Annotated in this window: 25 protein-coding genes; 9 read left to right on the top strand and 16 right to left on the bottom strand. The window is 69.3% G+C overall.

The window, feature by feature from the left end:
• Positions 1–22: 22 nt before the first annotated feature.
• Together ACZ6O0_RS12670 and ACZ6O0_RS12665 are read right to left on the bottom strand one after the other, a co-directional pair.
• Positions 23–232: a hypothetical protein gene (locus ACZ6O0_RS12670; protein WP_465764980.1), complete on the bottom strand. Its 210-nt coding sequence runs from the start codon at positions 230–232 to the stop codon at positions 23–25.
• Between the two features lie 4 nt (positions 233–236).
• The gene (locus ACZ6O0_RS12665; RefSeq protein ID WP_465764979.1) at positions 237–809 is read right to left on the bottom strand and encodes a dihydrofolate reductase family protein; all 573 of its coding nucleotides are present in this window, start codon (positions 807–809) and stop codon (positions 237–239) included.
• 141 nt (positions 810–950) lie between these two features.
• Between ACZ6O0_RS12665 and ACZ6O0_RS12660 the strand changes: the two genes are divergently transcribed.
• Positions 951–1,934, top strand: coding sequence for a DUF5937 family protein (locus tag ACZ6O0_RS12660; protein ID WP_465764978.1), 984 nt, complete (start codon positions 951–953; stop codon positions 1,932–1,934).
• On the opposite strand, the gene ACZ6O0_RS12655 is transcribed toward ACZ6O0_RS12660, so the two are convergent.
• Both ACZ6O0_RS12655 and ACZ6O0_RS12650 read right to left on the bottom strand, forming a co-directional pair.
• Positions 1,924–2,583 carry a DUF998 domain-containing protein gene (locus tag ACZ6O0_RS12655; protein WP_465764977.1) on the bottom strand — a complete coding sequence of 220 codons (660 nt, stop codon included), beginning with the start codon at positions 2,581–2,583 and terminating at the stop codon, positions 1,924–1,926. The genes ACZ6O0_RS12660 and ACZ6O0_RS12655 overlap by 11 nt on opposite strands.
• Positions 2,584–2,685: 102 nt before the next feature.
• Complete coding sequence (locus tag ACZ6O0_RS12650; RefSeq protein ID WP_465764976.1) at positions 2,686–3,618, bottom strand: NAD-dependent epimerase/dehydratase family protein; 933 nt, start codon at positions 3,616–3,618, stop codon at positions 2,686–2,688.
• Between the two features lie 162 nt (positions 3,619–3,780).
• Here ACZ6O0_RS12650 and ACZ6O0_RS12645 point away from each other — a divergent pair, with 162 nt between their 5' ends.
• Positions 3,781–5,124 carry an FAD-binding oxidoreductase gene (locus tag ACZ6O0_RS12645; protein WP_465764975.1) on the top strand — a complete coding sequence of 448 codons (1,344 nt, stop codon included), beginning with the start codon at positions 3,781–3,783 and terminating at the stop codon, positions 5,122–5,124.
• A gap of 13 nt (positions 5,125–5,137) precedes the next feature.
• Positions 5,138–5,953: an SDR family NAD(P)-dependent oxidoreductase gene (locus ACZ6O0_RS12640; RefSeq protein ID WP_465764974.1), complete on the top strand. Its 816-nt coding sequence runs from the start codon at positions 5,138–5,140 to the stop codon at positions 5,951–5,953.
• A 220-nt stretch (positions 5,954–6,173) separates the two neighbouring features.
• Here ACZ6O0_RS12640 and ACZ6O0_RS12635 read toward each other — a convergent pair whose 3' ends face one another.
• Together ACZ6O0_RS12635 and ACZ6O0_RS12630 are read right to left on the bottom strand one after the other, a co-directional pair.
• On the bottom strand, positions 6,174–6,641 hold the full coding sequence (locus tag ACZ6O0_RS12635) for a GNAT family N-acetyltransferase (protein WP_465764973.1): 468 nt from the start codon (positions 6,639–6,641) through the stop codon (positions 6,174–6,176).
• On the bottom strand, positions 6,631–8,010 hold the full coding sequence (locus tag ACZ6O0_RS12630) for an MFS transporter (RefSeq protein ID WP_465764972.1): 1,380 nt from the start codon (positions 8,008–8,010) through the stop codon (positions 6,631–6,633). Before ACZ6O0_RS12630 ends, ACZ6O0_RS12635 begins: the two co-directional genes overlap by 11 nt.
• Positions 8,011–8,096: 86 nt before the next feature.
• On the opposite strand from ACZ6O0_RS12630, the gene ACZ6O0_RS12625 reads away from it, so the two are divergent.
• Positions 8,097–8,705 carry a TetR/AcrR family transcriptional regulator gene (locus ACZ6O0_RS12625; protein WP_465764971.1) on the top strand — a complete coding sequence of 203 codons (609 nt, stop codon included), beginning with the start codon at positions 8,097–8,099 and terminating at the stop codon, positions 8,703–8,705.
• Between the two features lie 3 nt (positions 8,706–8,708).
• Here the strand turns inward: ACZ6O0_RS12625 and ACZ6O0_RS12620 are convergent, their stop codons facing one another.
• From ACZ6O0_RS12620 to ACZ6O0_RS12595, 6 genes are all read right to left on the bottom strand, one after another.
• A complete protein-coding gene (locus tag ACZ6O0_RS12620; protein ID WP_465693063.1) occupies positions 8,709–9,071 on the bottom strand; it encodes a cupin domain-containing protein in 363 nt (120 codons plus the stop codon).
• 50 nt (positions 9,072–9,121) lie between these two features.
• Entirely contained in the window at positions 9,122–9,280 is a 159-nt protein-coding gene (locus tag ACZ6O0_RS12615; protein WP_465764970.1) for a hypothetical protein, read from the bottom strand.
• Positions 9,281–9,354: 74 nt separating this feature from the next.
• On the bottom strand, positions 9,355–10,080 hold the full coding sequence (locus tag ACZ6O0_RS12610) for an HD domain-containing protein (protein WP_465764969.1): 726 nt from the start codon (positions 10,078–10,080) through the stop codon (positions 9,355–9,357).
• A complete protein-coding gene (locus ACZ6O0_RS12605; protein WP_465764968.1) occupies positions 10,077–10,598 on the bottom strand; it encodes a gamma carbonic anhydrase family protein in 522 nt (173 codons plus the stop codon). The genes ACZ6O0_RS12610 and ACZ6O0_RS12605 overlap by 4 nt, the downstream gene beginning before the upstream one ends.
• A gap of 384 nt (positions 10,599–10,982) precedes the next feature.
• On the bottom strand, positions 10,983–11,651 hold the full coding sequence (locus ACZ6O0_RS12600) for a response regulator (RefSeq protein WP_465764967.1): 669 nt from the start codon (positions 11,649–11,651) through the stop codon (positions 10,983–10,985).
• Complete coding sequence (locus ACZ6O0_RS12595) at positions 11,648–13,300, bottom strand: sensor histidine kinase (protein WP_465764966.1); 1,653 nt, start codon at positions 13,298–13,300, stop codon at positions 11,648–11,650. Before ACZ6O0_RS12595 ends, ACZ6O0_RS12600 begins: the two co-directional genes overlap by 4 nt.
• 179 nt (positions 13,301–13,479) lie before the next feature.
• Between ACZ6O0_RS12595 and ACZ6O0_RS12590 the strand changes: the two genes are divergently transcribed.
• From ACZ6O0_RS12590 to ACZ6O0_RS12575, 4 genes are all read left to right on the top strand, one after another.
• On the top strand, positions 13,480–14,475 hold the full coding sequence (locus tag ACZ6O0_RS12590) for a Bug family tripartite tricarboxylate transporter substrate binding protein (RefSeq protein WP_465764965.1): 996 nt from the start codon (positions 13,480–13,482) through the stop codon (positions 14,473–14,475).
• A 76-nt stretch (positions 14,476–14,551) separates the two neighbouring features.
• Entirely contained in the window at positions 14,552–15,064 is a 513-nt protein-coding gene (locus ACZ6O0_RS12585) for a tripartite tricarboxylate transporter TctB family protein (RefSeq protein ID WP_465764964.1), read from the top strand.
• Complete coding sequence (locus ACZ6O0_RS12580; protein WP_465764963.1) at positions 15,064–16,554, top strand: tripartite tricarboxylate transporter permease; 1,491 nt, start codon at positions 15,064–15,066, stop codon at positions 16,552–16,554. The genes ACZ6O0_RS12585 and ACZ6O0_RS12580 overlap by 1 nt, the downstream gene beginning before the upstream one ends.
• 4 nt (positions 16,555–16,558) lie before the next feature.
• Positions 16,559–17,002 carry an EVE domain-containing protein gene (locus tag ACZ6O0_RS12575; RefSeq protein WP_465764962.1) on the top strand — a complete coding sequence of 148 codons (444 nt, stop codon included), beginning with the start codon at positions 16,559–16,561 and terminating at the stop codon, positions 17,000–17,002.
• Here ACZ6O0_RS12575 and ACZ6O0_RS12570 read toward each other — a convergent pair.
• Complete coding sequence (locus ACZ6O0_RS12570) at positions 16,993–18,204, bottom strand: pyridoxal phosphate-dependent aminotransferase (RefSeq protein WP_465764961.1); 1,212 nt, start codon at positions 18,202–18,204, stop codon at positions 16,993–16,995. The two genes, ACZ6O0_RS12575 and ACZ6O0_RS12570, sit on opposite strands and share 10 nt — an antisense overlap.
• Positions 18,205–18,305: 101 nt before the next feature.
• Here ACZ6O0_RS12570 and ACZ6O0_RS12565 point away from each other — a divergent pair, with 101 nt between their 5' ends.
• Positions 18,306–19,592 carry a winged helix-turn-helix domain-containing protein gene (locus ACZ6O0_RS12565; RefSeq protein ID WP_465764960.1) on the top strand — a complete coding sequence of 429 codons (1,287 nt, stop codon included), beginning with the start codon at positions 18,306–18,308 and terminating at the stop codon, positions 19,590–19,592.
• Here ACZ6O0_RS12565 and ACZ6O0_RS12560 read toward each other — a convergent pair.
• The 3 genes from ACZ6O0_RS12560 to ACZ6O0_RS12550 are packed head-to-tail and all read right to left on the bottom strand — an operon-like array spanning position 19,576 to position 22,707.
• Positions 19,576–20,823, bottom strand: coding sequence for an MFS transporter (locus ACZ6O0_RS12560; RefSeq protein ID WP_465764959.1), 1,248 nt, complete (start codon positions 20,821–20,823; stop codon positions 19,576–19,578). The two genes, ACZ6O0_RS12565 and ACZ6O0_RS12560, sit on opposite strands and share 17 nt — an antisense overlap.
• Positions 20,820–22,184 (bottom strand): GH1 family beta-glucosidase, encoded by a 1,365-nt coding sequence (locus tag ACZ6O0_RS12555; RefSeq protein WP_465764958.1) that lies wholly within the window; start codon positions 22,182–22,184, stop codon positions 20,820–20,822. Before ACZ6O0_RS12555 ends, ACZ6O0_RS12560 begins: the two co-directional genes overlap by 4 nt.
• The gene (locus ACZ6O0_RS12550) at positions 22,174–22,707 is read right to left on the bottom strand and encodes a YbjQ family protein (protein ID WP_465764957.1); all 534 of its coding nucleotides are present in this window, start codon (positions 22,705–22,707) and stop codon (positions 22,174–22,176) included. Before ACZ6O0_RS12550 ends, ACZ6O0_RS12555 begins: the two co-directional genes overlap by 11 nt.
• Between the last annotated feature and the right edge of the window lie 2 nt (positions 22,708–22,709).

Genomic DNA, 22,709 nt, shown 5'->3' with positions numbered 1-22,709 from the left:
TAAGGACCGTTGCGCCGTACGACTAGTCCGTGATCAGGAGGCGGGCGGCGAGGACGAACAGTTGCCTGGTCACGTCGCCTGCTGCCGGATCCACGAACTGAGGCAGGAAGACCAGGTAGAACACGACGACCACGGCGGCAAGTCCGAGCGCCGTCGCGGTCGTGTGGACCAGCATCCCCGGCCCGGGGACCAGTTGAACGGCCAGCGCGGCGACGAGAAGGCCCCCGAACATCGCGTCAGGGCTTGCCGACTCGGTACCGCAGGTGGGTGGCGGCCCCGGCGACCGGCTTTCCCTCCGGGATCAGCTCGGCCTGGTCCCCCTCGAACAGCCGCGTGCCCGACCCCATCAGCCGGGGGACGAGATGGATCCACACCTCGTCGAGCAGACCCGCCCTGAGCAGATTCCGGGCGACGTCCGCACCGAGCACGATCACGTCCTTGTCCCCCGCCGCCGCCTTGGCCCGCCGGGTCGCGGCCTCCAGGCCGTCGAAGGCGAACGTCCCGCCGTTGTCGCCGAGGAGGTCCTCCCTGGTCCGGTGCGTGACCACGAAACTCGGTACGCCGGGCCACGGCGTACCGCCCCACGGGCGCAGACCGAGCTCGAACGTGTGCCGCCCGATGATCGTGGCCCCCACCGACGCGTCCAGCTCCCGCCGTACGTCGGTGTCGACCTCGCCGTCCGGTCCCTTCCCGGCAACCCAGTCGTGCAACTCCTCGCCGCCGTCTCCCATCGGCTCGTCCGGCCGCACGTTCGGTCCGGCCGAGAATCCGTCCAGGGAGATCGAGACATCCAGTACTACCTTGCTCATCGCGGGCGTCCTTTCGCGTCGATCGGACCGCTGTCCGGCCCTGTCGTCAGTGGTCGAAGCCGATGTCATCGACTCTGGCCGGGGCGCCGGTCGACGGCGATACTTTTAGCCTCAGCTAAATGTTCGGTGGAGGGGGCTCGGGTGATCGAGTGGCGGCTGCGACCCGAGGACGTGGCCCGGATCAGGTTCGCCTTCTCGCCACTGATGGAACTGGTGTTCAGCACGGTCACGCTGCGTTCGCCCGCCGAGCACGCGTTGCACCTGCCCTGGGTGCGTGCGACCCGGCCCTTGGTCGGCGAGCTCGATCTGTCCGAGGTGTTCGCGCTCGCGCCGGTCCGCGGGTTCATCGCCGACTTCATCTCGTTCACGCCGACCGAGCCCGAGCCCGACATCGCCGGGGAGTTCGACCGAATCCGGCGTACCGATCCGCAGCGAGTCCTCACCGATATCGCCGAAGAAGTGCCGAACATGCCCGCAGCGGTGGCGGAGCGGATCCGCGCGGACCCCGCAGCCGCCACCATCCGCATCGCCGGCGCGCTCCAGGCGTACTGGGAGATGGCGCTGGCCGAGCATTGGCCCCGCATTCTGCGGCTTCTCGAAGCCGACGTCCTGTGGCGGTCGCAACGACTGGCCACCGGCGGCCTGCAGGCGCTGTTCGACGATCTGCACGACACCGTCACCCTCGACGGGGACCGCCTGCTCGTCGAGGATCCCTTCGACTGGTCCGGCGAACTCTCGGGGACCGGGCTCACCCTCGTGCCGTACGCGATGGGCTGGCCGTGGGTACGCACGATGACCGGCCGGGTGAAGTCGGGTTTCCCTCGTGAGCGCTACCAGCCGATGATCGCCTACCCGGTCCGCGGCGTCGCCACCCTGTGGGAAACCAGTCCACCACCCCCACCCGACGCCCTCGCCGCCCTCATCGGCCGAACCCGCGCCGCCATTCTCACCACCCTCACCGAGCCCGCCACCACCACGACTCTGGCCCGCCGCCTGCGACTAACCCCAGGAGCCATCAGCCAACACCTGTCCATCCTCAACGCCAGCGGCCTGGTCACCCGCACCCGAGTCGCCGGCACAGTCCTCTATCGCAGAACTCCCCGAGCCGACACCCTCACTGAATAGTGCGGCGCTTGTTGACGCAGATGATGGTCAGCCAGGTCCAGGCCAGGGTGACGGCGAGGTCGAACGCGATGATGGTGGGACGGCTGCCGGCGCCGGCGCTGAGGCCAGCGAAGGCGGCGAAGAAGAGGATGCCGGTGGTGGTGGAGAAGCGGCTGAGGGCCCGGTTGCCGATGCTGCGGTAGTGGGCGGCGACGATCAGGCAGGCCGCGATCAGGCCGCTGAATCCGATGCCTCCGGCAACGAAGTGGCCCATGCCGCGAGTGCTGATCTCGGCGTAGTCGGCCGGCGTACCGACCGGGAAGCCTGCCGCGGGGTCGGCGGGGAAGGCGGCCGCGAGCAGCATGCCCACGCCGTACGCCGCGACCAGTCGAGGCGCCCAGGTCCGGCCGCGGCCGACGAGCGTACGACGTAGGCCGACGGCGGCCGCGATCGACAGGAGGCCGGCGACGATGAAGTTCGTGGCCTGGATCCAGCCGGGGCCACCGTTCGCGAGCAGGCTGGCCGGGTGGCGGGTGATGTCGAAACCGTCGCGGGTGAACGCCTGCCCGAGCCACACCGCGACGTACAGCGGCCCGGCGACCACGCCGGCGGTGAGCAGAGCACGAGTAGAGACGCCGGCGGCCGGGATCGTCACGTCATTGGTAGTCATGGTGCGGTCCTTCCAGGTAGCTGAGGTGTTCCGTCACCCCTGCGTCGATCACCCCCACCCAAAATCGACACCCTCGAACTAGCTCAGCCGCCGGCCATTGGGCTATGCCAGTTCGGATTTGAAGCCTTCGCGCCAGGTGGGGTGGCGGAGGGTCCAGCCGAGGGCTTGTTTGGCTTTGGTGTTGGAGAAGCCTCGGCCTTCGGTCATCACGGTTACCGCGACCTGTCCCGCGAGGGGCTTCGCCAGCCAGACGGGGACGTGCATCGGGCGCTTCGCGCCGGCAACTGAGGCCAGGTAGGGGAGCCACTCGGACGCCGGCGCCGGTTCGTCGTCGACGATGGCGAAGATGCCTGACGCGTCCTGCTCGACCGCGAGCACCGTCGCGCTCGCGGCGTCGTCCAGGTGGATCCACGAGCAGTGGCCGGCACCACTCCCGACCACCGGGAACTGCCGCTTCCGCACGGGCTCGACCAGGTCGTCCATCGCCCCCGGCCCGTAGAACCAGCCGTACCGCAGCACCGCCCCACCGGCCTTCACGACCACATCCTCGACGTGCCGCAGCGCGGCCATCCCAGGCTCTGCCGGCGTACCCGTCATCGGATCCACCGGATCCTGCTCGGTCTTGATCCAGTCGCCCGTACGAAGGCCGTTCCAAGCCCCGTATCCCTGCGCAACGAAGTTCGTCACACCGTACGCCGAGGCAGCCGCGAGCAAATGGTCCGTGCCCTCGGTCCGCAGCCGGTTGGTGCCCGCGAACCACCGATCCATGTGCTTCATATCGGGCTTGCCAGCGTGCCCCTCGGCAATCGCAGTCATCTGGTGCACGATCGCGTCCGGCCGAGCCTTGCCCACGGCCGCGTCGACCGACGCCGCATCGAGCCCGTCCATCACAACCGCCTGAGCGCCCAACTGCTCCACCAACCCCACCTTGGCCGAGCTGGTCGTCGACGCCGTCACCTGATGTCCCCGAGCCACCAACTGCGGCACCAGCCGCCGCCCCAGCACCCCGGTCCCACCAGCCACGAACACGCGCATAGCCATCACCTTTCCGATCTCGTCGTCATCACCCAGACACGCGGTACGGGCGCCGTGTGACATCGAGCCGGTATGGCGCAGGTCACGAAATCCCGTTGTCACAAGAAGCGCGCGGCCGGCATCTCGTGTTCGTTCACCGGAATCCCCTGTGGAAGGAACACCATGAGTTCAGCACTCGAAAACCTCCGCCGTGACTTCAGCGGCGACATCATCGAGCCCGGCGCGGCGGAGTACGAAGCGGCCAGCCGCTCGGTTCTGGCCTTCGGTACGCCGGCCTATGTACTGCGCCCCACGAACGTCGCCGACGTCCGGGCAGCGGTCGCCTTCGCCGCCGACATCGGTCTCCCGCTGGCCGTCCGCGGCGGCGGCCACGCCTTCCAAGGGTTCGGTACGAACGACGACGGCATCGTCATCGACCTCGGTCAACTAGCGGACATTCTGATTGTCGACAAAGAACGCCACCTCGTCCGGATCCGCGGCGGCGCCACCTGGGGACAGGTCACGGCCGCCCTCGGCCCGCACGGCCTGGCGATCTCGTCGGGTGACACCAGGAGCGTCGGCGTCGGCGGGCTGACGCTGTCCGGCGGCATCGGCTGGAAGGTCCGCAAGTACGGCCTGGCGCTGGACAACCTGGCCGCGGCGGAGCTGGTCACCGCCGACGGAGACGTCGTACGCGCGAGTGCCGAAGAGAACCCGGAGTTGTTCTGGGCGTTGCGCGGTGGTGGCGGCAACTTCGGGATCGTGACCGCGTTCGAGTTCGCGGCCCACCCGACGACGGACGTGTTCTTCGGCAAGGTCAGGTTCCCGGCGGCGGAGGCGGCGACCGTACTCCAGGGCTGGGCGGAGTACTTCCGGACCGCGCCCGAGGAGCTCACTTCGATCGCGGCCCTCGCCAACCCGTTCGCGGGCGGGCACGAGGCGCCGGTCGAGATCCACGTCGCGTACGACGGCGACGACGCCGTACTCGCGGCGCAGGCGATCGACCCTATCCGCAAGCTCGGCACGGTGATCGACGACGACATCGCGCTGAAGCCGTACGCCGACATCCTCGTGGACGGCGCGGTCCCGCCGCCCGGCATCCAGCTCGTCACCCGAAACGCCTTTGCGGACAAGGAATCCGTGCCCGACGTGCTGCGGATCCTGACCGAGATCGCGTCGTCGGAACGGTCGCCGGTCATCGCCATCCGCAGCATCGGCGGCGCGGTGTCACGAGTCGCCGACGACGCCACGGCGTACGCGCATCGCCAGGCGGAGTTGATGTTCGCGATCACCGCGATCGGGCCGGAGCCCGTGATCGCGGCCGGACGGCCGGGTCTGGACGCGATCTGGGCGAGGCTCGCGCCGCACGTCAACGGCGCGTACGCGAACTTCCTCTCCACGGCGACCGATGAGGATCTGGCGGCGATCTACCCGACCGAGACGTATCAGCGGCTCGCCGCGGTCAAGCGTCAGTACGACCCCGGCAACCTGTTCGCCGGCAACCACAACGTCCGGCCCGCGGCCTAGAACGGAGAACATTGTGAGCAAGGTTTGGTTCGTCACCGGTTCGTCGCGCGGCCTGGGGCGGAGCTTCGTCGAGGCCGCCCTCGCCCGCGGCGACCGGGTGGCCGCCACCGCCCGGAGCACCGCGGGCCTCGGGGATCTGATCGGCACATACGGCGACGCCGTACTGCCACTCGCGCTGGACGTGACCGACAAGGCCGCCGTCTTCGGCAGCGTGGAGCAGGCCAAGGAGTACTTCGGCCGGCTCGACGTGATCGTGAACAACGCGGGCTACGGCCTGTCCGGCGCGGTCGAGGAGCTGACCGAGCAAGATCTGCGCGACCAACTGGAGACGAACTTCTTCGGCCCGGTGTGGGTCGTCCAGGCCGCGCTCCCCCACCTGCGCGACCAGGGCGGCGGCCACATCATCCAGATCTCCTCGGTCGCCGGCCTCACCGGCTTCCCGACCGGTGGCGCCTACTGCGCGTCCAAGTGGGCCCTCGAAGGACTGAGCGAGGCTCTGGCCCAGGAGGTCGCCGGTTTCGGCGTCAAGGTCACCGTCGTCGAACCCGGCGGCTACGCGACCGAAGGCGCCACCGGCGCCGTCCTCTCCGGCCCCGACCCGCGGTACGACGAACTCCGCGAGATCTTCATGGCCTACGCCAAAACCCTCGACTACGGCGACCCAGCCGCCGCCGGCCGAGCCCTCCTGACCCTCGCCGACTCCGACAACCCACCCCTCCGAGTCTTCTTCGGCTCCCAGGGCTTCCCCATCGTCCACCAGGCCTACACCGACCGCCTCAAAACCTGGTCCGACTGGCAAGACCTAGCCTTGGAGGCCCACGGCCACTAACCCCCGGCCGGGTCGGTGATCCTGCCGACAGACGAGTGGGTGAGGTCAAGCGCTGCCATCCAACATCCACCACGGCGCCAGGCTGGTTGGCGTCAACGGATTGCCGGCGCTTGTCCTCATCCCTGACCACAGTTCACCCGCCCACCACGCCACCCCGTGACCCCCGATCCGCGGCCGCCGCCGGAGGTGGTGTCGTTTGGGCGGCGGCGGTGTCGTTTGGTTAGGCGGTTAGGTGTTTGGCGTAGGTGTCTGGGGACCAGCTGGCTGTGGTTTTGGTGGTGAGGTGGGCGCCTAGGCGGTCGTAGAAGCGGTAGCCGGCCTTGTTCTCCAGGCGGAGGCCCCAGCTGATGACCAGGCGGTCGGGGAGGGCGTGGCGGGCTAGTTCGAGCATGAGTTCGCGGCCGACGCCCGCGTCGCGGAAGGGTTCGCGGACGTAGAGGTCGTCGAGGGCGAGCTGGTCTCCGCCGACCCACAGGTACGGGCGGCGGAGGGACGAGACGTACCCCGCCGGCGTCCCGTCGATCTCGGCGACGAGGACGATCACGTCGTCCCGGCCGAGGAACCCTTGCCAGTCGTCGACAGTCGCCGTCACATACGCGAGCTGATCCTGGTACAACGCCAGCTCCTGCAGCATGGTCAGCACGACCTCGGCGTCCGAGGGCCGAGCGCGACGGATCTCAGTGGGCATGGACCGCTCCTGTCGAAGTCTTGAAGGTGGGTACGACGACCAACGCAAGGGCAGCCGCAAGAGCCCCAGTGATCGCCGCGAACGTGAACCCTCGAGTGAACCCAGTGCTCACCGTCCCGGCCAGACTGGCCGCCGCAACGCTGGACACCACAGCAACACCCAGCGACGCACCGAACTCATGGAACGTCGACAGCAGCCCGGACGCCAGCCCCGCCTCCCGGTAGTCGATCTGCGCGAACGTCGTCGTCGACGCGGCAACGAAGGCCGCACCGAGCCCGACGGTCCCGACAGTCATCCCGATGACGACCACGGCAGCGCCCTCCCAGATCGCGGGGAGAACCATCCCCACCGCGGCGATCACGAATCCGACCAACGCGACAGTACGAGCGCCGACGTGCCCCACGAGCTTCCCGGCCGTCTGAGCCCCGATGATCGCGGCCAGCGCGACCGGCAGGAACAACAGTCCGGTGCGTAGAGCGCCGTACCCCTTGAAGTGCTGCAGGTAGAACGACCCGAGGAAGAACGTCGAGATCATCAGCGCGGTCGCGACCAGGATCATGAAGATGCCTGCGGCAACGGGTCGGCGGGTCAGGATCCGCAGATCCATCAGCGGCGACCGAACGGTCCGCTGCACCAGCGCGAACACGCCGTACAGGGCAACCGCACCGACCAGCGTGCCGAGCGTCGCCACCGAGAGCCAGCCGCGGTCACCGGCGTTGATCAGCGCGTAGATCGCCGTACCGGTGCCGAGCGTGACCAGAAGAGCGCCCAGTACATCGAGCCGCCCCTGGCTCTCGGCCGGACGGTCGGCCGGCAGCATCCGGAGCAGGATCCCGAACACGATCAGGCCGATCGGCACGTTCACGTAGAACACCCATTGCCAGCCCGGACCGGCCGTCAGCAGACCACCGAGCAGTACGCCGATCGCCGAACCGCCGCCACCCATCGCGGACCAGATGCCGAGCGCCTTGTTCCGCTCGTCACCGTCGAAGGTCTTGGTCACCACCGACAGCGCGGCCGGGGACAGCATCGCGGCGCCGATGCCCTGCGCGACCCGACCGCCGAGCAGGAGCTCCGGACCGTTCGCCAACCCGGTCGCGAGCGAGGCCAACGTGAACACCATCAGGCCGGTCAGCACGACCCGACGGGAGCCGAACAGGTCGGCAGCCCGGCCGCCGAGCAGCATCAGGCCGCCGAACATCAGCGTGTACGCGCTGACCACCCAGGTCAGCGTCTCGCGCTGCAGCCCGAGGTCGGTCTCGATGTTCGGCAGCGCGATCGCCACCACGGTCACATCCAGGATCAGCATGAACTGCGCGACGGCGAGCAGCCCCAGCAGCCGCCACCGCTGAGGGTTTCGTTCTTCCATGATCGAATCCTTAAGTCGAACACTATTGTTCAGGTTATCTCAGCTACCATAACTCGTACAGCGGTGTTCGACAAGAGGAGTCATGGATGCCCGGAACGACCACCAAGGCCGGCAAAGCGGGCGGCAAACGGGCGGACGCGCAGCGCAACATCGCCGCGATCGTGGACGCGGCGACCGAGTGCCTGACCCGCGATCCAGCCGCGAGTACGAGCGAGATCGCGAAAGCAGCCGGCGTCGGACGGGTCACGCTCTACGGGCACTTCCCGTCCCGGGCCGACCTCGTCGACGCGGTCTTCGTGCACGCCATCGAGAGCGGTGAGGAGACGCTCGGTCAGGTCGATCTGAGCGGTGACCCGCGCGAGGCGCTGGCCCGGCTGATCGAGTCGAGCTGGCACCTGGTCGACCGGTACCGGTCACTCCTGATCGCGGCCCAGGACGCGCTCCCGCCCGGCCGTGTGCGGGAGCTGCACGCGGACCCGATGGCGCGGGTCGAGCGACTGCTCGAGCGCGGCCGGAAGGACAAGGTGTTCCGGACCGACCTGCCCACGTCGTGGCTGGTCAGCGTGATGCACAACGTGATGCACGGCGCGGCCGGCGAGATCCTCGGCGGCCGCCTCACCCCCGACAAGGCCGCCGGCTACATCACCGCGACTCTCCTGGCCGCTTTCACCCCACCGGGCGAGCCGGTGCGCTAGCGGCTACTCCAGCCAGATGGTTTCGAAGGTCGGGTTGGCGTGGATGTGCACGGCCTCGTAGCCACCGGGGCCGGTGCGGAACTTGTGCGGGGTGTCGGCGGGGACGACGAGGATCTGGCCGGCCTTGCCGACGATCTCCTCGGTGCCGACCGTGAACGTCGCCGTACCGCGCCGGATGATGAAGGTCTCGGCGTACGGATGCTTGTGGAGGCGTGGGCCGACGCCCTCCTGCGTGGTGGACTCGAGGATCAGCGAGACGCCCGCACCACCCGGGAGCTCGGTGTAGTTCTCGGTCCACTCCTCGCCGTCGTCCCGCCCGTCGGCCCGGTTGATCACCGCGGCGCCGGAGTTCGCGATCTCGGTCATGAGCACCCTCCCTCGGTCTGCCTGTCACGGTAGCCTCGCAAAGGGTCCTTTCACATTCCTTTCATTCGCCCGGCGATCGGGGCGAGCACGGCGACGACGACAGCGAGTACGGCGACGCTGCCGAGCGCGACCGGCAACGACCAGGCCGAGGACGCGGCCCCGACCGCGGGCGGACCGAGCAGGAATCCCAGGTAGGCGAGCGCGCACAATCGCAGGGAGGATTGCGCCCCAGGATCCCCGGAACAGTCCGAACGCACCGAACCCCGCAAGCATGCGCTCAAGCCTAGGAGCGCTTGCGGTCCAGGGGGTTGTGGTTCAGGGGCAGGCGCATGCCGAGGCGCCAGAGGAGGGCCGCGCGGGAGTTGGGGCGTTCGGTGGACTCGCGGCGCATCGCGGTCGCGAAGCAGGCGGGGAATCCGGCGCGCGGATACCTGTCGACGACCTCGCGGATCGTCCGCCGCGGCAGGTCGCCTGATCGAGTCCCGGCGACGTCGAGATGGGCGCCGGCCTGGAGGAGGCGGGCCTCGGGTCCGCCGCTGGGGTGGATGTTCATGTGGAGCGCGATCGCTGTGGCGACCTCGTCGGCGTACTGTGCCGCGCCGAGCCCGACGAGCGTCGTACGCGCGACTTCGCCGCCGTGAACCGCGAAACAGCCGGCCGACTCGTCCGGGCGGAAGCGGTCGGTCAGTGCGATGTCGTGCAGGAGGGACGCGAGGTAGAGGAGTTCGCCGTCCGGCGTGATGCCGTCGCGGGTGCCGAGCAGGTCGGCCCACAACCACGTCCGAAGGCAGTGGCCGAGGAGCGGTTGCGGGTACGACGAAGTGGTGAGCTCGAGCACGTCCCGGGTGAGCGGGGTGTCCGGCGGCTCGCGGTCGGTCAGGAGTACCGGCGTACGCGGGCCGTCCGTCAGGGTCGCGCGGATCAGGCTGGGCAGGCCGGTGAGTTGGGCCAGGACCGCCTGCCGCGCGAAGTGCAGTTTGGCGCGGCGATCGAGCTCGCCGGGTTTCATCCGACCTGTTCGACCGAGGCCGCGTGGCGTTCGGCGAGGTTGTGGTAGACGGCGGCGTTGTGGTCGACGAACAGCTTGGCGGTGCCTTCGAGCGGGACGATCTTCTTGGCCGGGCTGCCCATCGCGACCGACTCCGGCGGAATCACCGCGCCGGGCGTCACGGTCGACCCGGCGGCAACCAGCGCGCGCTTCCCGACCACGGCACCGTCGAGCACGATCGCGCCGTTCCCCACCAGCGCCTGCTCGCCGATCGTGCAGTCGTGCACCAGGCACTGATGGCCGACGGTCGCGTTCGGCCCGATCTCACACCCGTTGTGGCCGACGTGGATGACGGTGTTGTCCTGGATGTTCGCCCCGGCCCGGATCGTGATCGTGCCGAGGTCGGCCCGGATCACCGCGCCGTACCAGATCGACACCCCCGCCTCGACGACCACATCCCCCACCAACGTCGCAGTCGGCGCCACCCAAGCATCCGGATGCACCGAAGGACTCTTCCCCTCAAACGAAAACAACGGCATACCGGGCACCCTATTCGCGGACGCCCACCCCTCACCAACCCCACGCAGCCGGATCCGCTCACGTTCAGAGGCCCACCACCGACGATCCACGGGAGTTGATGAGTGGCACAGGTCCGCGACCGACGGCGGGCGCCAACCCCGGCCCCGCGGACGGGTGCCCTATTGGGTCCGCCTCACAACAGGTGCCCCGCCGGACAGCAGCCGCCGGATCCCCGGCCGCATGCGACGAAGGAGCACGCAAACGCGGGCGGCAGCCCGCAGAACGCCGGGCGGTAGCCCGGCTGGGCGCGAGCGGCAGCCCGCAAGGAAGCCTCGGGTGGGTGGGAGCGCGCGACGAAGGAGTGGCCGCGTAGCGCGCGTGGGGAGGACACGCGTGGGAAGGAACTACGTTCGCCAGTGGTAGCGGCGTTCGGGGCGGCCGGTGGTGCCGTAGCGGAGGGCTACGGAGGCTTGTCCCCGGGTGCAGAAGAATTCGAGGTAGCGGCGGGCGCTGACGCGGGAGATGCCGACCTTCTCGGCGCACTCGGCGGCGGACAGGTTGCGTTCGGCGGCGCGGAGGGCCGCGGCCACCAGGTCCGCGGTCTCCTGGCTCAGCCCCTTCGGCAACCGGCTCACAGCAGAAGACCCGGTCGGACCGAGCACGCGGTCGACGTCGGCCTGGCTGGTGACCTGATCGGGCACGCTCGCCCGCCGTCGCGCGTACTCCTGCAACCGCGAGCGCAGATCCTCGAACCCGAAGGGCTTCAGCAGATAATTCACGACTCCTTGCCGGACAGCACCCCGCACGGCGTCCGCCTCGCGCGCGGCCGTGATCACGAGGATGTCGCAGTCCGGCTGCTCGGCCCGCATCCGCGCGATCAGGTCCAGTCCGAACACATCCGGCAGGTAGAGATCGAGCAGCACCAGATCCGGTCGCAGGTCCCGGATCGCATCCAGCGCCTGCGACCCGGAGTTCGCCGTACCGACGACTTCGAACCCGTCGACCCGGTCGACGAACCCGCGGTGGATGCGCGCGACCATGAAGTCGTCGTCGACGACCAGGACCGTGATCATCGGGCTCCCTCGGGCAGGCGCTGGACGGACATCCGGGCGACGAACGCGGCGCCGCCGTCCTCGAGGTTGGTGACGGCGACCTCGCCGCCGCGCCGGCGGCAGACCAGGCGGGTCATCGCCAGCCCGATCCCGCGTTCGCCCTCGGCCGCGGCCTTGGTGGTGAACCCGTGCGCGAACACCTCCTGCGCGAGCTCGGGCGCGACGCCGGGACCGGAGTCGCGGACCACGATCTCGACGCTGGTAGCGTCCTGCCGCAGTTCGACCTCGACCCAGGCGGGCGACAGCGGCGTCCCGGACTGGGCGGCGGCGTCGATCGCGTTGTCGACGAGGTTGCCGACCACGGTCGCGACGTCGGCGGACAGCGACGGGTCGAGCCGGAGCAGCGTGGTGCGTTCGGACACCCGGAGCTCGACGCGGCGTTCGGCCGCGACCGAGGATTTCGCCATCAGCAGGGCGGCGACCGCGGTGTCGTGGACCCGCCGGGTCACGGTCAGGTCGAGCGACTCACGGTACCGATTCAGGGCGCCGACGTACGTGACGACCTCGTCGTACTCCCCGATCTGGATCAGCCCGGAGATCGTGTGCAACTGGTTCGCGAACTCGTGGGTCTGCGCCCGCAACAACTCCGTCGAACTCCGGAACGACCCCAGCTCCCGCTCGAGCTGCGCCAGCTCGGTCCGGTCCCGGAGCGTGGTCACGGATCCGAGCGACCGCCCGTCCTTCAGCACATCCATCCGGTTCATCACCAGCACCCGACCACGCCGTACGACGACCGCGTCGCGGGCCTCGTCCTCCCCGGCCAGCACCTCCCGCAGGCGGCCTTCGATCCCGAGCTCGCGCAGGCTCTTGCCGACCGCGTCCTCCGGCAGGTCGAGCAACCGCCGGCCGACGTCGTTCACCAGCGTCACCCGCAGATGCGGGTCCAAGGCAACAACTCCTTCCGCGAGCCCGTACAGCATCGCCTCGCGGTGCTCGGCCAGCCCGGCGATCTCCCGCGGCTCGAGCCCGAGCGTCTGCCGTTTGATCCGCCGGGCGAGCAGCCACGACCCGAGCAGCCCGAGTACGCACGCGATCCCGAGATAGATCGCCAGGTACGACGATGCGCCGCGAAGCCGCTGCCAGACCGACGGAGCCCGCTCGCCGACCATCACCGTGCCGATCTGGTTGCCGAGCGACCCGTTCGGCCGGTTGTTCCCGTCCGTGCCCTGGCTCAGCACCGGGACCTGCGAGACCAGCTCCTTCGCGCCGTCCACCCGCAGCTCGCCGGACCAGCCGCGCCCCTGCGCGACGCGCGGATCCCCGAGCGTGAGAGCGCTCCCGATCAGCGTCGGGTTGGTTGCCGCGATCACCCGTCCGCCGGCGTCGGCGACCGTGATCGAGGTGACGCCGGACTGGGCCAGGCTGGTCTGCAGCGAGGGGGCCAGCATCTCCGCGGGTGCCGGGTTCTGGATGCCGAACCGCAGCGCCGGGCTGCTGGAGAGCTGCTCGGCCAGCAGGGTCACCCGGCGGCCCTCGACCCGGTTGAAGGTGGCGGCGGACTGGGCGAGCGAGACCGCGGCGACGGCGACCAGCACCACCACCACGATCGCCAGCTGCAGCACCAGCAGCTGACCGGCCAGGGTCGGCCGCCTACCCAGTTTCAACGCCATGCCGCATGATCACCGGGTTGTGGGCCCGAGGGCCACCCTTCGCCCGCATTCCGCCGTGACCACAATGAACTCAACCTCCGCTGCGGCCACAACGCAGACGCCTCACCCGAGACAGGGCCACGATCGTCGCCACCTGAACCCCTGTCTCCGAAAGGACTCCGCCGATGAGGTCTAGGCCGATGCTCTTGGTCACCACGGCGATACTCGCCCTGGTCAGTGCGACCGCCTGCGGCGCGACCGCGGACAAGAAGGACGCCACCGGTACGGGCGACAGCGGCAAGCCGGCCACCGGCCTGCGGCTGATGGTGCCGAACACGGCCGGCGGCGGGTACGACACCACCGCCCGGGTCGCCGCGAAGGTGATGGACGACGCCAAGATCGCGACCGGCGTGCAGGTCTTCAACCTGCCCGGCGCCGGTGGCACGGTCGGCCTGCAGCGGACCGTGAACGAGAAGGGCAACGGCAAGCTCGCCCTGCAGATGGGCCTCGGCGTGGTCGGGGCGACGTACACCTCGAAGTCGAAGGCGACGCTGACCCAGACGACCCCGCTGGCCAAGCTGATCGAGGAGGCCGGGGCGATCGTCGTACCGAAGGACTCGCCGTACAAGACGATCGGCGACCTGGTCACGGCCTGGAAGGCGAACCCGAAGGGGCTCGCGGTCGGCGGCGGCTCGTCGCCCGGTGGCCCGGACCACCTGCTGCCGATGCAGCTCGCGCAGGCGGTCGGCATCAACCCGAAGGACGTCAACTTCGTCTCGTACGACGGCGGCGGCGAACTGCTGCCCGCGCTGCTCGGCAGCAAGATCGCCTTCGGGGCCAGCGGGTTCGGCGAGTTCCTGGACCAGGTGCAGAGTGGCCAGGTCCGGGTTCTCGCGGTGACCAGCGAGCAGCCGGTCGAGGCGCTGAAGGACGTGCCGACGCTGAAGTCGTCCGGGATCGACCTGGTCTTCACCAACTGGCGGGGGATCGTCGCGCCGCCGGAGATCAGCGCCGAGGACAAGAAGGTCTGGATCGACGCGCTGACCAAGATGCACGACTCGGCGGAGTGGAAGGCCGAGCTGACCAAGCACGGCTGGACCGACGCGTTCGTCACCGGTGACGAGTTCGGGACGTTCCTGACCGACCAGGACAAGGCGGTCGCGGACATCCTGACCAAGCTGGGGCTGGCGGCATGAGCGAGCGGAGCGAGCTCATCATCAAGCACAGCGCATCTCGCGTCTCATCCGCGCCCGGAGCGAAGCGAGGACGTGGATGAGCACCGCCGAGGCTCGGGTCGAGACTCGGCGGGATCGGGCGCAGTACGGCGTGTGTGCGTTCCTGGCGGTCGTCGGTGTTCTGGTGATCACCGACGCCGCCCGGCTCCGGCACATTGCCAACAGCAACGACCCGATCGGGCCGAAGCCGGTCCCGATCGTGCTCGGCGCGCTCCTGCTGCTGATCGCGATCCTGTACGCCCTCGACGTCGCCCGCGGTGGCACCGGAGAGGCCGAGGGCGGTGAGGACATCGACCCGACCTCACCGGTGGACTGGCGCACGGTGCTGCTGCTGATCGGCGCGTTCGTGGTCAACCTGGCGCTGATCGAGCCGCTGGGCTGGGTGATCAGCGGCGGCCTGCTGTTCTGGGGTTCGGCGTACGCACTCGGCAGCCGGCACCACATCCGTAATCTGTTCATCGCGGCCGCGCTGTCGTTGACGACGTTCTACGCGTTCGCGATCGGCCTCGGTGTGAATCTCCCGGCCGGCGTACTGCAAGGGATCTTGTGATGGACCTCCTGAACGGCTTCGCCGATGTCCTGACCCCACTCAACCTGCTCCTCGCCCTGCTGGGTGTCACCGTCGGTACGGCGGTCGGCGTCCTGCCCGGCATCGGCCCGGCGATGACGGTCGCGCTGCTGCTGCCGATCACCTACGGGCTGGAGCCCGTGCAGGCGTTCATCATGTTCGCCGGCATCTTCTACGGCGGCATGTACGGCGGCTCCACGACGTCGATCCTGCTCAACACACCAGGCGAATCGTCGTCGGTGGTGACGGCGATCGAGGGCAACAAGATGGCCCGGGCCGGCCGAGCCGCCCAGGCACTGGCGACCGCCGCGATCGGGTCCTTCGTGGCCGGCACGATCGGGACCCTGCTGCTGGTGCTGGTGGCGCCGCAGGTGGTGAAGTTCGCGATCAGCCTGGGCGCGCCGGACTACCTGGCGATCATGTTGCTCGCGTTCGCCGGCGCGACGTCCGTACTCGGCTCGTCCCGGATCCGCGGGTTCGCCGCGCTGCTGCTCGGGCTGGTGATCGGCCTGGTCGGGATCGACAAGGTCACCGGTCAGGAACGGCTCACCTTCGGCATCCCGCAGCTTGCCGACGGCATCGATGTCGTCGTGGTTGCCGTTGGCATCTTCGCGGTCGGCGAGGCGCTCTGGGTGGCCGCGCATCTGCGCCGCAACCCGGGCACGGTGATCCCGGTCGGCCGGCCGTGGATGGGGCGCTCGGACTGGCGTCGCTCGTGGAAACCGTGGCTGCGCGGGACGGCGTACGGGTTCCCGATCGGGGCGTTGCCGGCCGGCGGCGCGGAGATCCCGACGTTCCTCTCCTACGCGACGGAGAAGAAGCTCTCCAAGCACCCGGAGGAGTTCGGGCACGGCGCGATCGAGGGCGTCGCGGGGCCGGAGGCGGCCAACAATGCCTCGGCCGCAGGGACTTTGGTGCCGATGCTGGCCCTCGGGCTGCCGACCAACGCGACGGCGGCGGTGATGCTCGCGGCGTTCACGTCGTACGGGATCCAGCCCGGTCCGCTGCTGTTCCAGCGCGAGCCGAAGTTGGTCTGGGCGCTGATCGCCAGCCTGTTCATCGGCAACCTGATGCTGCTCCTGCTCAACCTGCCGCTCGCGCCGGCCTGGGCGAAGCTCCTGCAGATCCCTCGTCCGTACCTGTACGCCGGGATCATCTTCTTCGCCTCGATGGGCGCGTACGCCGTCAACGCGCAGCCGCTCGATCTCCTGCTGCTCCTGCTGCTGGGCCTGCTCGGGTTCGCGATGCGCCGGTTCGGCCTGCCGGTGCTGCCGCTGATCATCGGCGTCATCCTCGGCCCGATCGCCGAACGCCAGGCCCGGATGTCGCTGCAGCTGTCCAACGGCGACGCGTCCGGCCTGATCGGCGGTCCGGTCGCCTACGTCATCTACGCCGTGATCCTGGCCATGCTGGCCTGGCCGCTGGTGCGGAAATATATGACGAAAGATGTCGTACATAGCGTCGCACAGTAGAACGGTGACTACTCGACCCGAACGTGCCTGGCTCGGTGTCGTGTCGGCGGAACACGCCCGGCGCGCCTCCGACGGCGGCTTCATCCAGCTCAACCACGGCAAGCGGTACGGCGTCGCCCGGCTCCGGGCCGGCGACGGGTTCGCGATCTACTCCCCGACCGACCGGCTCGGCGAGAAGGCACCGCTCCGGGCGTTCACCGCGCTCGGAGTGGTCGCCGACGCCGAGCCCTACCAGGCCGAGCCGATGTCGATGGGTGCCCACGGCATCGTTCGACCGTGGCGGCGCCGGGTCGAGTTCGACGCCGTACAGCCGGTTCCGCTCGCCGAGATCACCGCCGAACTGGAGCTGACCCGGCAGCCCAACTGGGGTTATCAGCTCCGCCGGGGGCTGGTGTCACTGAGTGCCCAAGATTTCCTGCTGCTGCGAACCGCGATGGCTCAGCGCTGACGATAGCCGTCCAGGAACGTCGCGATCCGGGTGACCGCTTCGTGCAACTGGTCCTTGTGCGGGAGCGTGACGATGCGGACGTGGTCCGGCTCCGGCCAGTTGAAGCCGGTGCCCTGGACGATCATGATCTTCTCGGCGCGGAGCAGGTCCAGCACGAACTGCCGGTCGTCGGTAATGCCGAAGACTTTCGGGTCGAGCCGCGGGAACACGTACAGCGCGCCCTTCGGCTTCACGCACGTCACCCCGGGGATCTGGGTCAGCAGGTCGTACGCCGTGTCGCGCTGAGCCATCAGCCGCCCGCCGGGCAGGACGAGATCCTTGATCGACTGGCGGCCGCCGAGCGCGGTGGCGACGGCGTGCTGCGCGGGCATGTTGGCGCACAACCGCATGTTCGACAGGATCGTCAGGCCTTCGAGATAGCTGGCCGCCTGATGCTTGGGACCGCTGACCGCGAGCCAGCCACAGCGGTAGCCGGCCACCCGGTACGCCTTGGACAGTCCGTTGAAGGTGAGCGTGAGTACGTCGGGGGCCAGTGAGGCGAGCGGGGTGTGCACGGCGTCGTCGTACAGGATCTTGTCGTAGATCTCGTCGGCGTAGATCAGCAGACCGTGCCGGCGGGCGATGTCGACCAGCGTCACCAGCAGGTCGTGGTCGTACACGGCGCCGGTCGGGTTGTTGGGGTTGATGACCACCAGCGCCTTGGTGCGATCGGTGATCTTCGCTTCGATATCGGCCGGGTCGGGCATCCAGTCGGACTGCTCGTCACAGCGGTAGTGCACCGGCGTACCCCCGGCGAGCGCGACGGCCGCGGTCCACAGCGGGTAGTCGGGCGCCGGGATCAGGACCTCGTCGCCGTCCTCGAGCAGCGCCTGCACGGCCATCTGGATCAGCTCGGAGACGCCGTTGCCGATGTAGATGTCGTCGATGTCGAGGTGCACGCCCGCGGGCTGGTAGTGCTGCACGATCGCCCGCCGCGCCGCCGGGAGGCCCTTCGCATCACCGTAACCGTGCGCGTCGGCGAGATTACGCACGATGTCCTCGAGGATCTCCGGCGGACACTCGAACCCGAACGGCGCCGGGTTGCCCGTGTTCAGCTTGAGGATCCGATGCCCCGCCGCCTCCAGCCGCTGCGCCTCCTCCAGCACCGGCCCCCGGATCTCGTAACAAACATTCGCAAGCTTCGAAGACTGCATCACCGACATGCCCGAAACCCTAACCTCGCAGGCTCACCCGTGCGCTTCGAGGACCGGCAGGTAGACCTCGTCGACGATCCCGGCGAGCCCCTGCGCGGTAGGTTCGGGCCATGGCGGCTGCTGGGGATGAGATCTCGGTGGAGGTTGCGCGGCGGATCGCGCTGACTGCGCAGGGGTTCGGGGAGCCGCGGCCGCGGCGGGCCGACGTACGGCAGGTGCGGAAGGCGATCGGGGCGGCGGGGGTGTTGCAGCTGGATTCGGTGAATGTGTTGTGCCGGTCGCACTACCTGCCGGTGTACGCACGGGTCGGGGACTACGCGCGGACGACGCTCGACCGGATGAGCTGGGGTGATGGGCGGGAGCTGTTCGAGTACTTCTGGGGACACAAGGCGGCCCTGCTGCCGTTGAGCTACTACCCGTTGCTGCGCTGGCGGATGCGGGCGGCGGAGCAGCAGGTCTGGGACCAGGAGCTCAGTCCGGACGTGACCGCGCCGTGGTCGGTCGTCGCGGGGATGCGGCGGCTGAGCGCCGAGAAACCCGGGTACGTCGACCAGGTGCTCGAGATGATCGCCGACCAGGGTCCGCTCACGGCGGGCGAGGCGAGTCCGGACGGCGTACGGCGGAAGCGGACCGATCCGGACCCGGATCCGAGCACCGGGCGGATGTGGAACTGGCAGGACGCGAAGATCGCGATCGAGTACCTGTTCTGTGCGGGCCGCGTGATGATCGCGGGACGCCGGAACTTCGAGCGGGTGTACGACCTCACCGAGCGCGTCCTGCCGCCCGACGTACTGTCCGCACCTGAGCTACCCGCCGACGAGGCCCGCCGCGAGCTGGTCCGCATCGCCGCTCGCGGTCTGGGCGTCGCCACCGCCCGCGAGCTCTGCGGCGCCGGCCAGGGCCACTTCTCGTTGCCCACAGCAACCGCCCGCCAGGTGATCGCCGAACTGGGCGAGGCCGGCGACCTCATCCCCGTCCGCGTCGAAGGCGTCTCCCAGCAGAGCTACCGCTGGCACGAGGCCAAGGACCGCCCCGTCGACGCCCGCACGCTCCTCTCCCCCTTCGACCCCCTGATCTGGAACCGCGACCGGACCCACCACCTGTTCGACTTCTTCTACCGCATCAGCATCTACACCCCCGCCCCGCAACGCATCCACGGCTACTACGTCCTCCCCTTCCTCCTCGGCGACCGCCTGGTAGCCCGAGTAGACCTCAAGTCCAACCGCCAATCCGCCACCCTCGAAGTCCCCACCCTCACCCCCGAACCCGACACCCCCGACTTCACCCAACCGCTAGCCACCGAACTCCAACTCCTAGCCGGTTGGCTCGGCCTCAACCACATCCAGATCACCGCCACAGGCCCAGCCGCGAAGGCACTCGTCAAGCAACTGACCTGATCTGGCGGACGAGGAGGCCGGCCAGGGCGGTGACGGCGGCGGCGAGGAGGTAGAGGACGGGGTAGCCGCCGGCGTGTTTGACGATGGGGGCGGCGATGGCGGGGGCGAGGACCTGGGGGAGGGAATTGGCGATGTTGATGACGCCGAGGTCCTTGGCGCGGTCGCGGGCGCTGGGGAGGACTTCGGTGAGCAGGGCGAAGTCGACGGACAGGTAGACGCCGAAGCCGGTGCCGAGGACGATCGCGCCGAGGACGGCGCCGGGCCAGGTCGGCCAGAGGGCGAGGATGACGCCGGCGACGGCCATCACCAGGCCGGAGCAGGTGACGAAGATCTTCCGCCGCGCGCTCCGGTCCGACCACCGGCCGAAGCCGATCGCGGTGCCCAGCACGCACACGCTGTAGATCGCGGTCAGGATCAGTACGCCGGTGTCCGCGTCCGCGATCCCGACCTCGTCCTGCAGGTAGTAGAAGAGGTACAGCGTGCCGAGCGCGTTCCCGACGTTGAACAGGAACCGTGTCAGCCACGCCCACCCGAAGTCCGGATACCGCCGCGGACTGATCCAGAACCCCCGCAGGAACGCCCGCACCACCAACGGAGGCGGCGGCGTCACCAGCGGAGCGTCGTGACTCCGCAGCAGATACGGTACGACGGACAGCAGCAGGAACCCGGCACACGCGACGTACCCGAGTCCGATGCCACCGGCAACAGTCGCCAGCGCGGTGCCGACCAGCGCACCCAGCACCTGCGAGATCGCGACCCATCCACCGACGACTCCACGCTGGTCGACCGGGACCCGGTCCGGCACCGTCGCCGTGATCGCGGCCAGCAACGCGTTGCCGAACAGCTGCATCAGACACCAGCCGACGATCATCAACGCGACCGCGCTCGCGCCGGCCAGGATCAGCAGCCCGACCGCGCCACCGACCGCGCCCGCCAGCACCCAGGGCGCCCGGCGTCCGCGCCGGGACGTGGTCCGGTCCGAGATCGCCCCGAACGCCGGGTTCGCGACCACCGAGACCGCCGCGCCGACACCCGTGACCAGACCGTAGATGAACTCCTTGTTGCCGGGGGCCACCGCCTCGGACTGTTTCGCGAGCACCACCTGGATCGGTCCGAGCCAGGCGGCGAACACCCCGACGTTCGCCAGTACGACGGCCGCGGTCCAGCCCGCGCGGACCCGGACCGTCGGCTCGGCGAACGCGGCCGGCACCACGCCCGGCTCGGGGATCATCCGCGGCTCTGCGCGATCAGGCCACGGAACCAGTGGTACGACGCTTTCGGCGTCCGCTCGAGCGTGCCGAAGTCGACGTGCACCAACCCGAACCGCTGCGAGTACCCGGCAGCCCACTCGAAGTTGTCCAGCAACGACCACTGGAAGTACCCGCGGACGTCGATGCCGTCATCCATCGCCGAACGCAACGACCGCAGATACCCGTCCAGGTAGTCGATCCGCCGCTGATCGGACACCACCCCATCGACCGGTTCGTCGTTGATCGCGCACCCGTTCTCGGTGATGTAGATCGGTGGCAGCCGATCGCCGTACCGATCCTTGAAGATGCGCAGGATCTCGCCGAAGGCGTCCGGCACCACCGGCCAACCGAAGTCAGTGGTCGGGAAGCCGGCGAGCTGACGGGGTTCAAAAGGTAGACCGGGAGGCAGCTGGATGCCGTCAGTCGCGGCGGTGTCGGCCTGGCCGGTGGCGGCGCCGACCGAGACCGGCGCGTAGTGGTTGATGCCGAAGAAGTCGAGCGGTGCCGAGATGATCGCCAGGTCGTCCTCGACGGGGCCGGGCATCGCGGCCTCGAAACCCGACGGATAGCTGCCGAGCAGCACAGGATCAGCGAACAACCAGTTGATCAGGTTGTCGTAGAGCGCGGCCGCTTCCTTGTCCTCCACGCTGTCGCTGGCCGGCCAGGTCGGCGCGTGGTTCGACGCGATACCAATGGATCCTGCCCCACCCGCCCGGAGAGCCTGAACCGCCCGGCCGTGGGCGAGCAGTTGGTGGTGCGCAACCGGCAGGGCATCGAAGAGCAACTGCTTTCCCGGAGCGTGCGCGCCGAGGGAGTAGCCCATCAACGTCAGGACCATCGGCTCGTTGATCGTGATCCACAGCGGCACGCGGTCGGCGAAGCGGGCGGCGAGCAACGAGGCGTAGTCCGCGAAGCGGTCCGCAATGGAGCGATCCAGCCACCCGCCCGCATCTTCGAGCGGCTGCGGGGTGTCCCAGTGGTACAGCGTCGGCGCCGGCTGGATCCCGGCGCCGAGCAGCGTGTCGATCAACCGGTCGTAGAAATCCAGGCCGGCCGCGTTCCCCGGCCCGGTCCCCGACGGCTGGATCCGCGGCCAGGAGAACGAGAACCGGTAGGTGTCCACTCCCAGCTCACGCATCAGCGCGACGTCCTCGGCGTACCGGTGGTAGTGGTCGCACGCGACCGCGCCGGTGTCGCCGTTCAGGATCCGGCCCGGCTCGCCGCAGAACGTGTCCCAGGTGGAGGGGCCGCGGCCGCCCTCGGCCACGGCGCCCTCGATCTGGTACGCCGACGTCGAGACCCCCCACCGGAACCCGGGCGGAAACGAGAGCTCAGCTGTCATGCGCATCATCCTCATCGGGTTTGGAATCCTGGACCAGCGGCGGCTCGACCTTCCGGACGATCACGGCCGTGCCGTACGCCGCCACCTCGCTCATCGTCTGCGCGATCTCGTTGCAGTCGAACCGCATCGCGAGGATCGCGTTGGCGCCCATCTGCTGCGCCATCTGGCACATCCGCATCACCGCGACGTGCCGTGACTCGGCCAGCATCTGGGTGTACTCCGGCACCTCACCGCCACCCAGCGAGCGGAAACTCGCGGTGAAGTTCGACCCGAAGTCGCGGCTCCGCACGGTCAGCCCGAAGACCTCGCCGAACACCTTCTCCGCCGTGTACCCGGGCAGGTCGTTCATCGTCGACACGAGCACCGGGTACGGCGAACCCTGCGGAGCGACATGCGGCGCGTAGCCCGGCGGCGGGCCCTGCTGGTACCCCTGCGGCGGCGCGTAGCCCGGCGGCGGACCCTGCTGGTAGCCCTGCTGCGGCGGGTACGGCTGGTTCGGGTTCGGAGGATAGTTCTGCGTCATGC

The sequence above is a fragment of the Kribbella sp. NPDC048837 genome (assembly GCF_055586945.1).
This window is presented reverse-complemented; position numbering and strand designations above follow the sequence as displayed.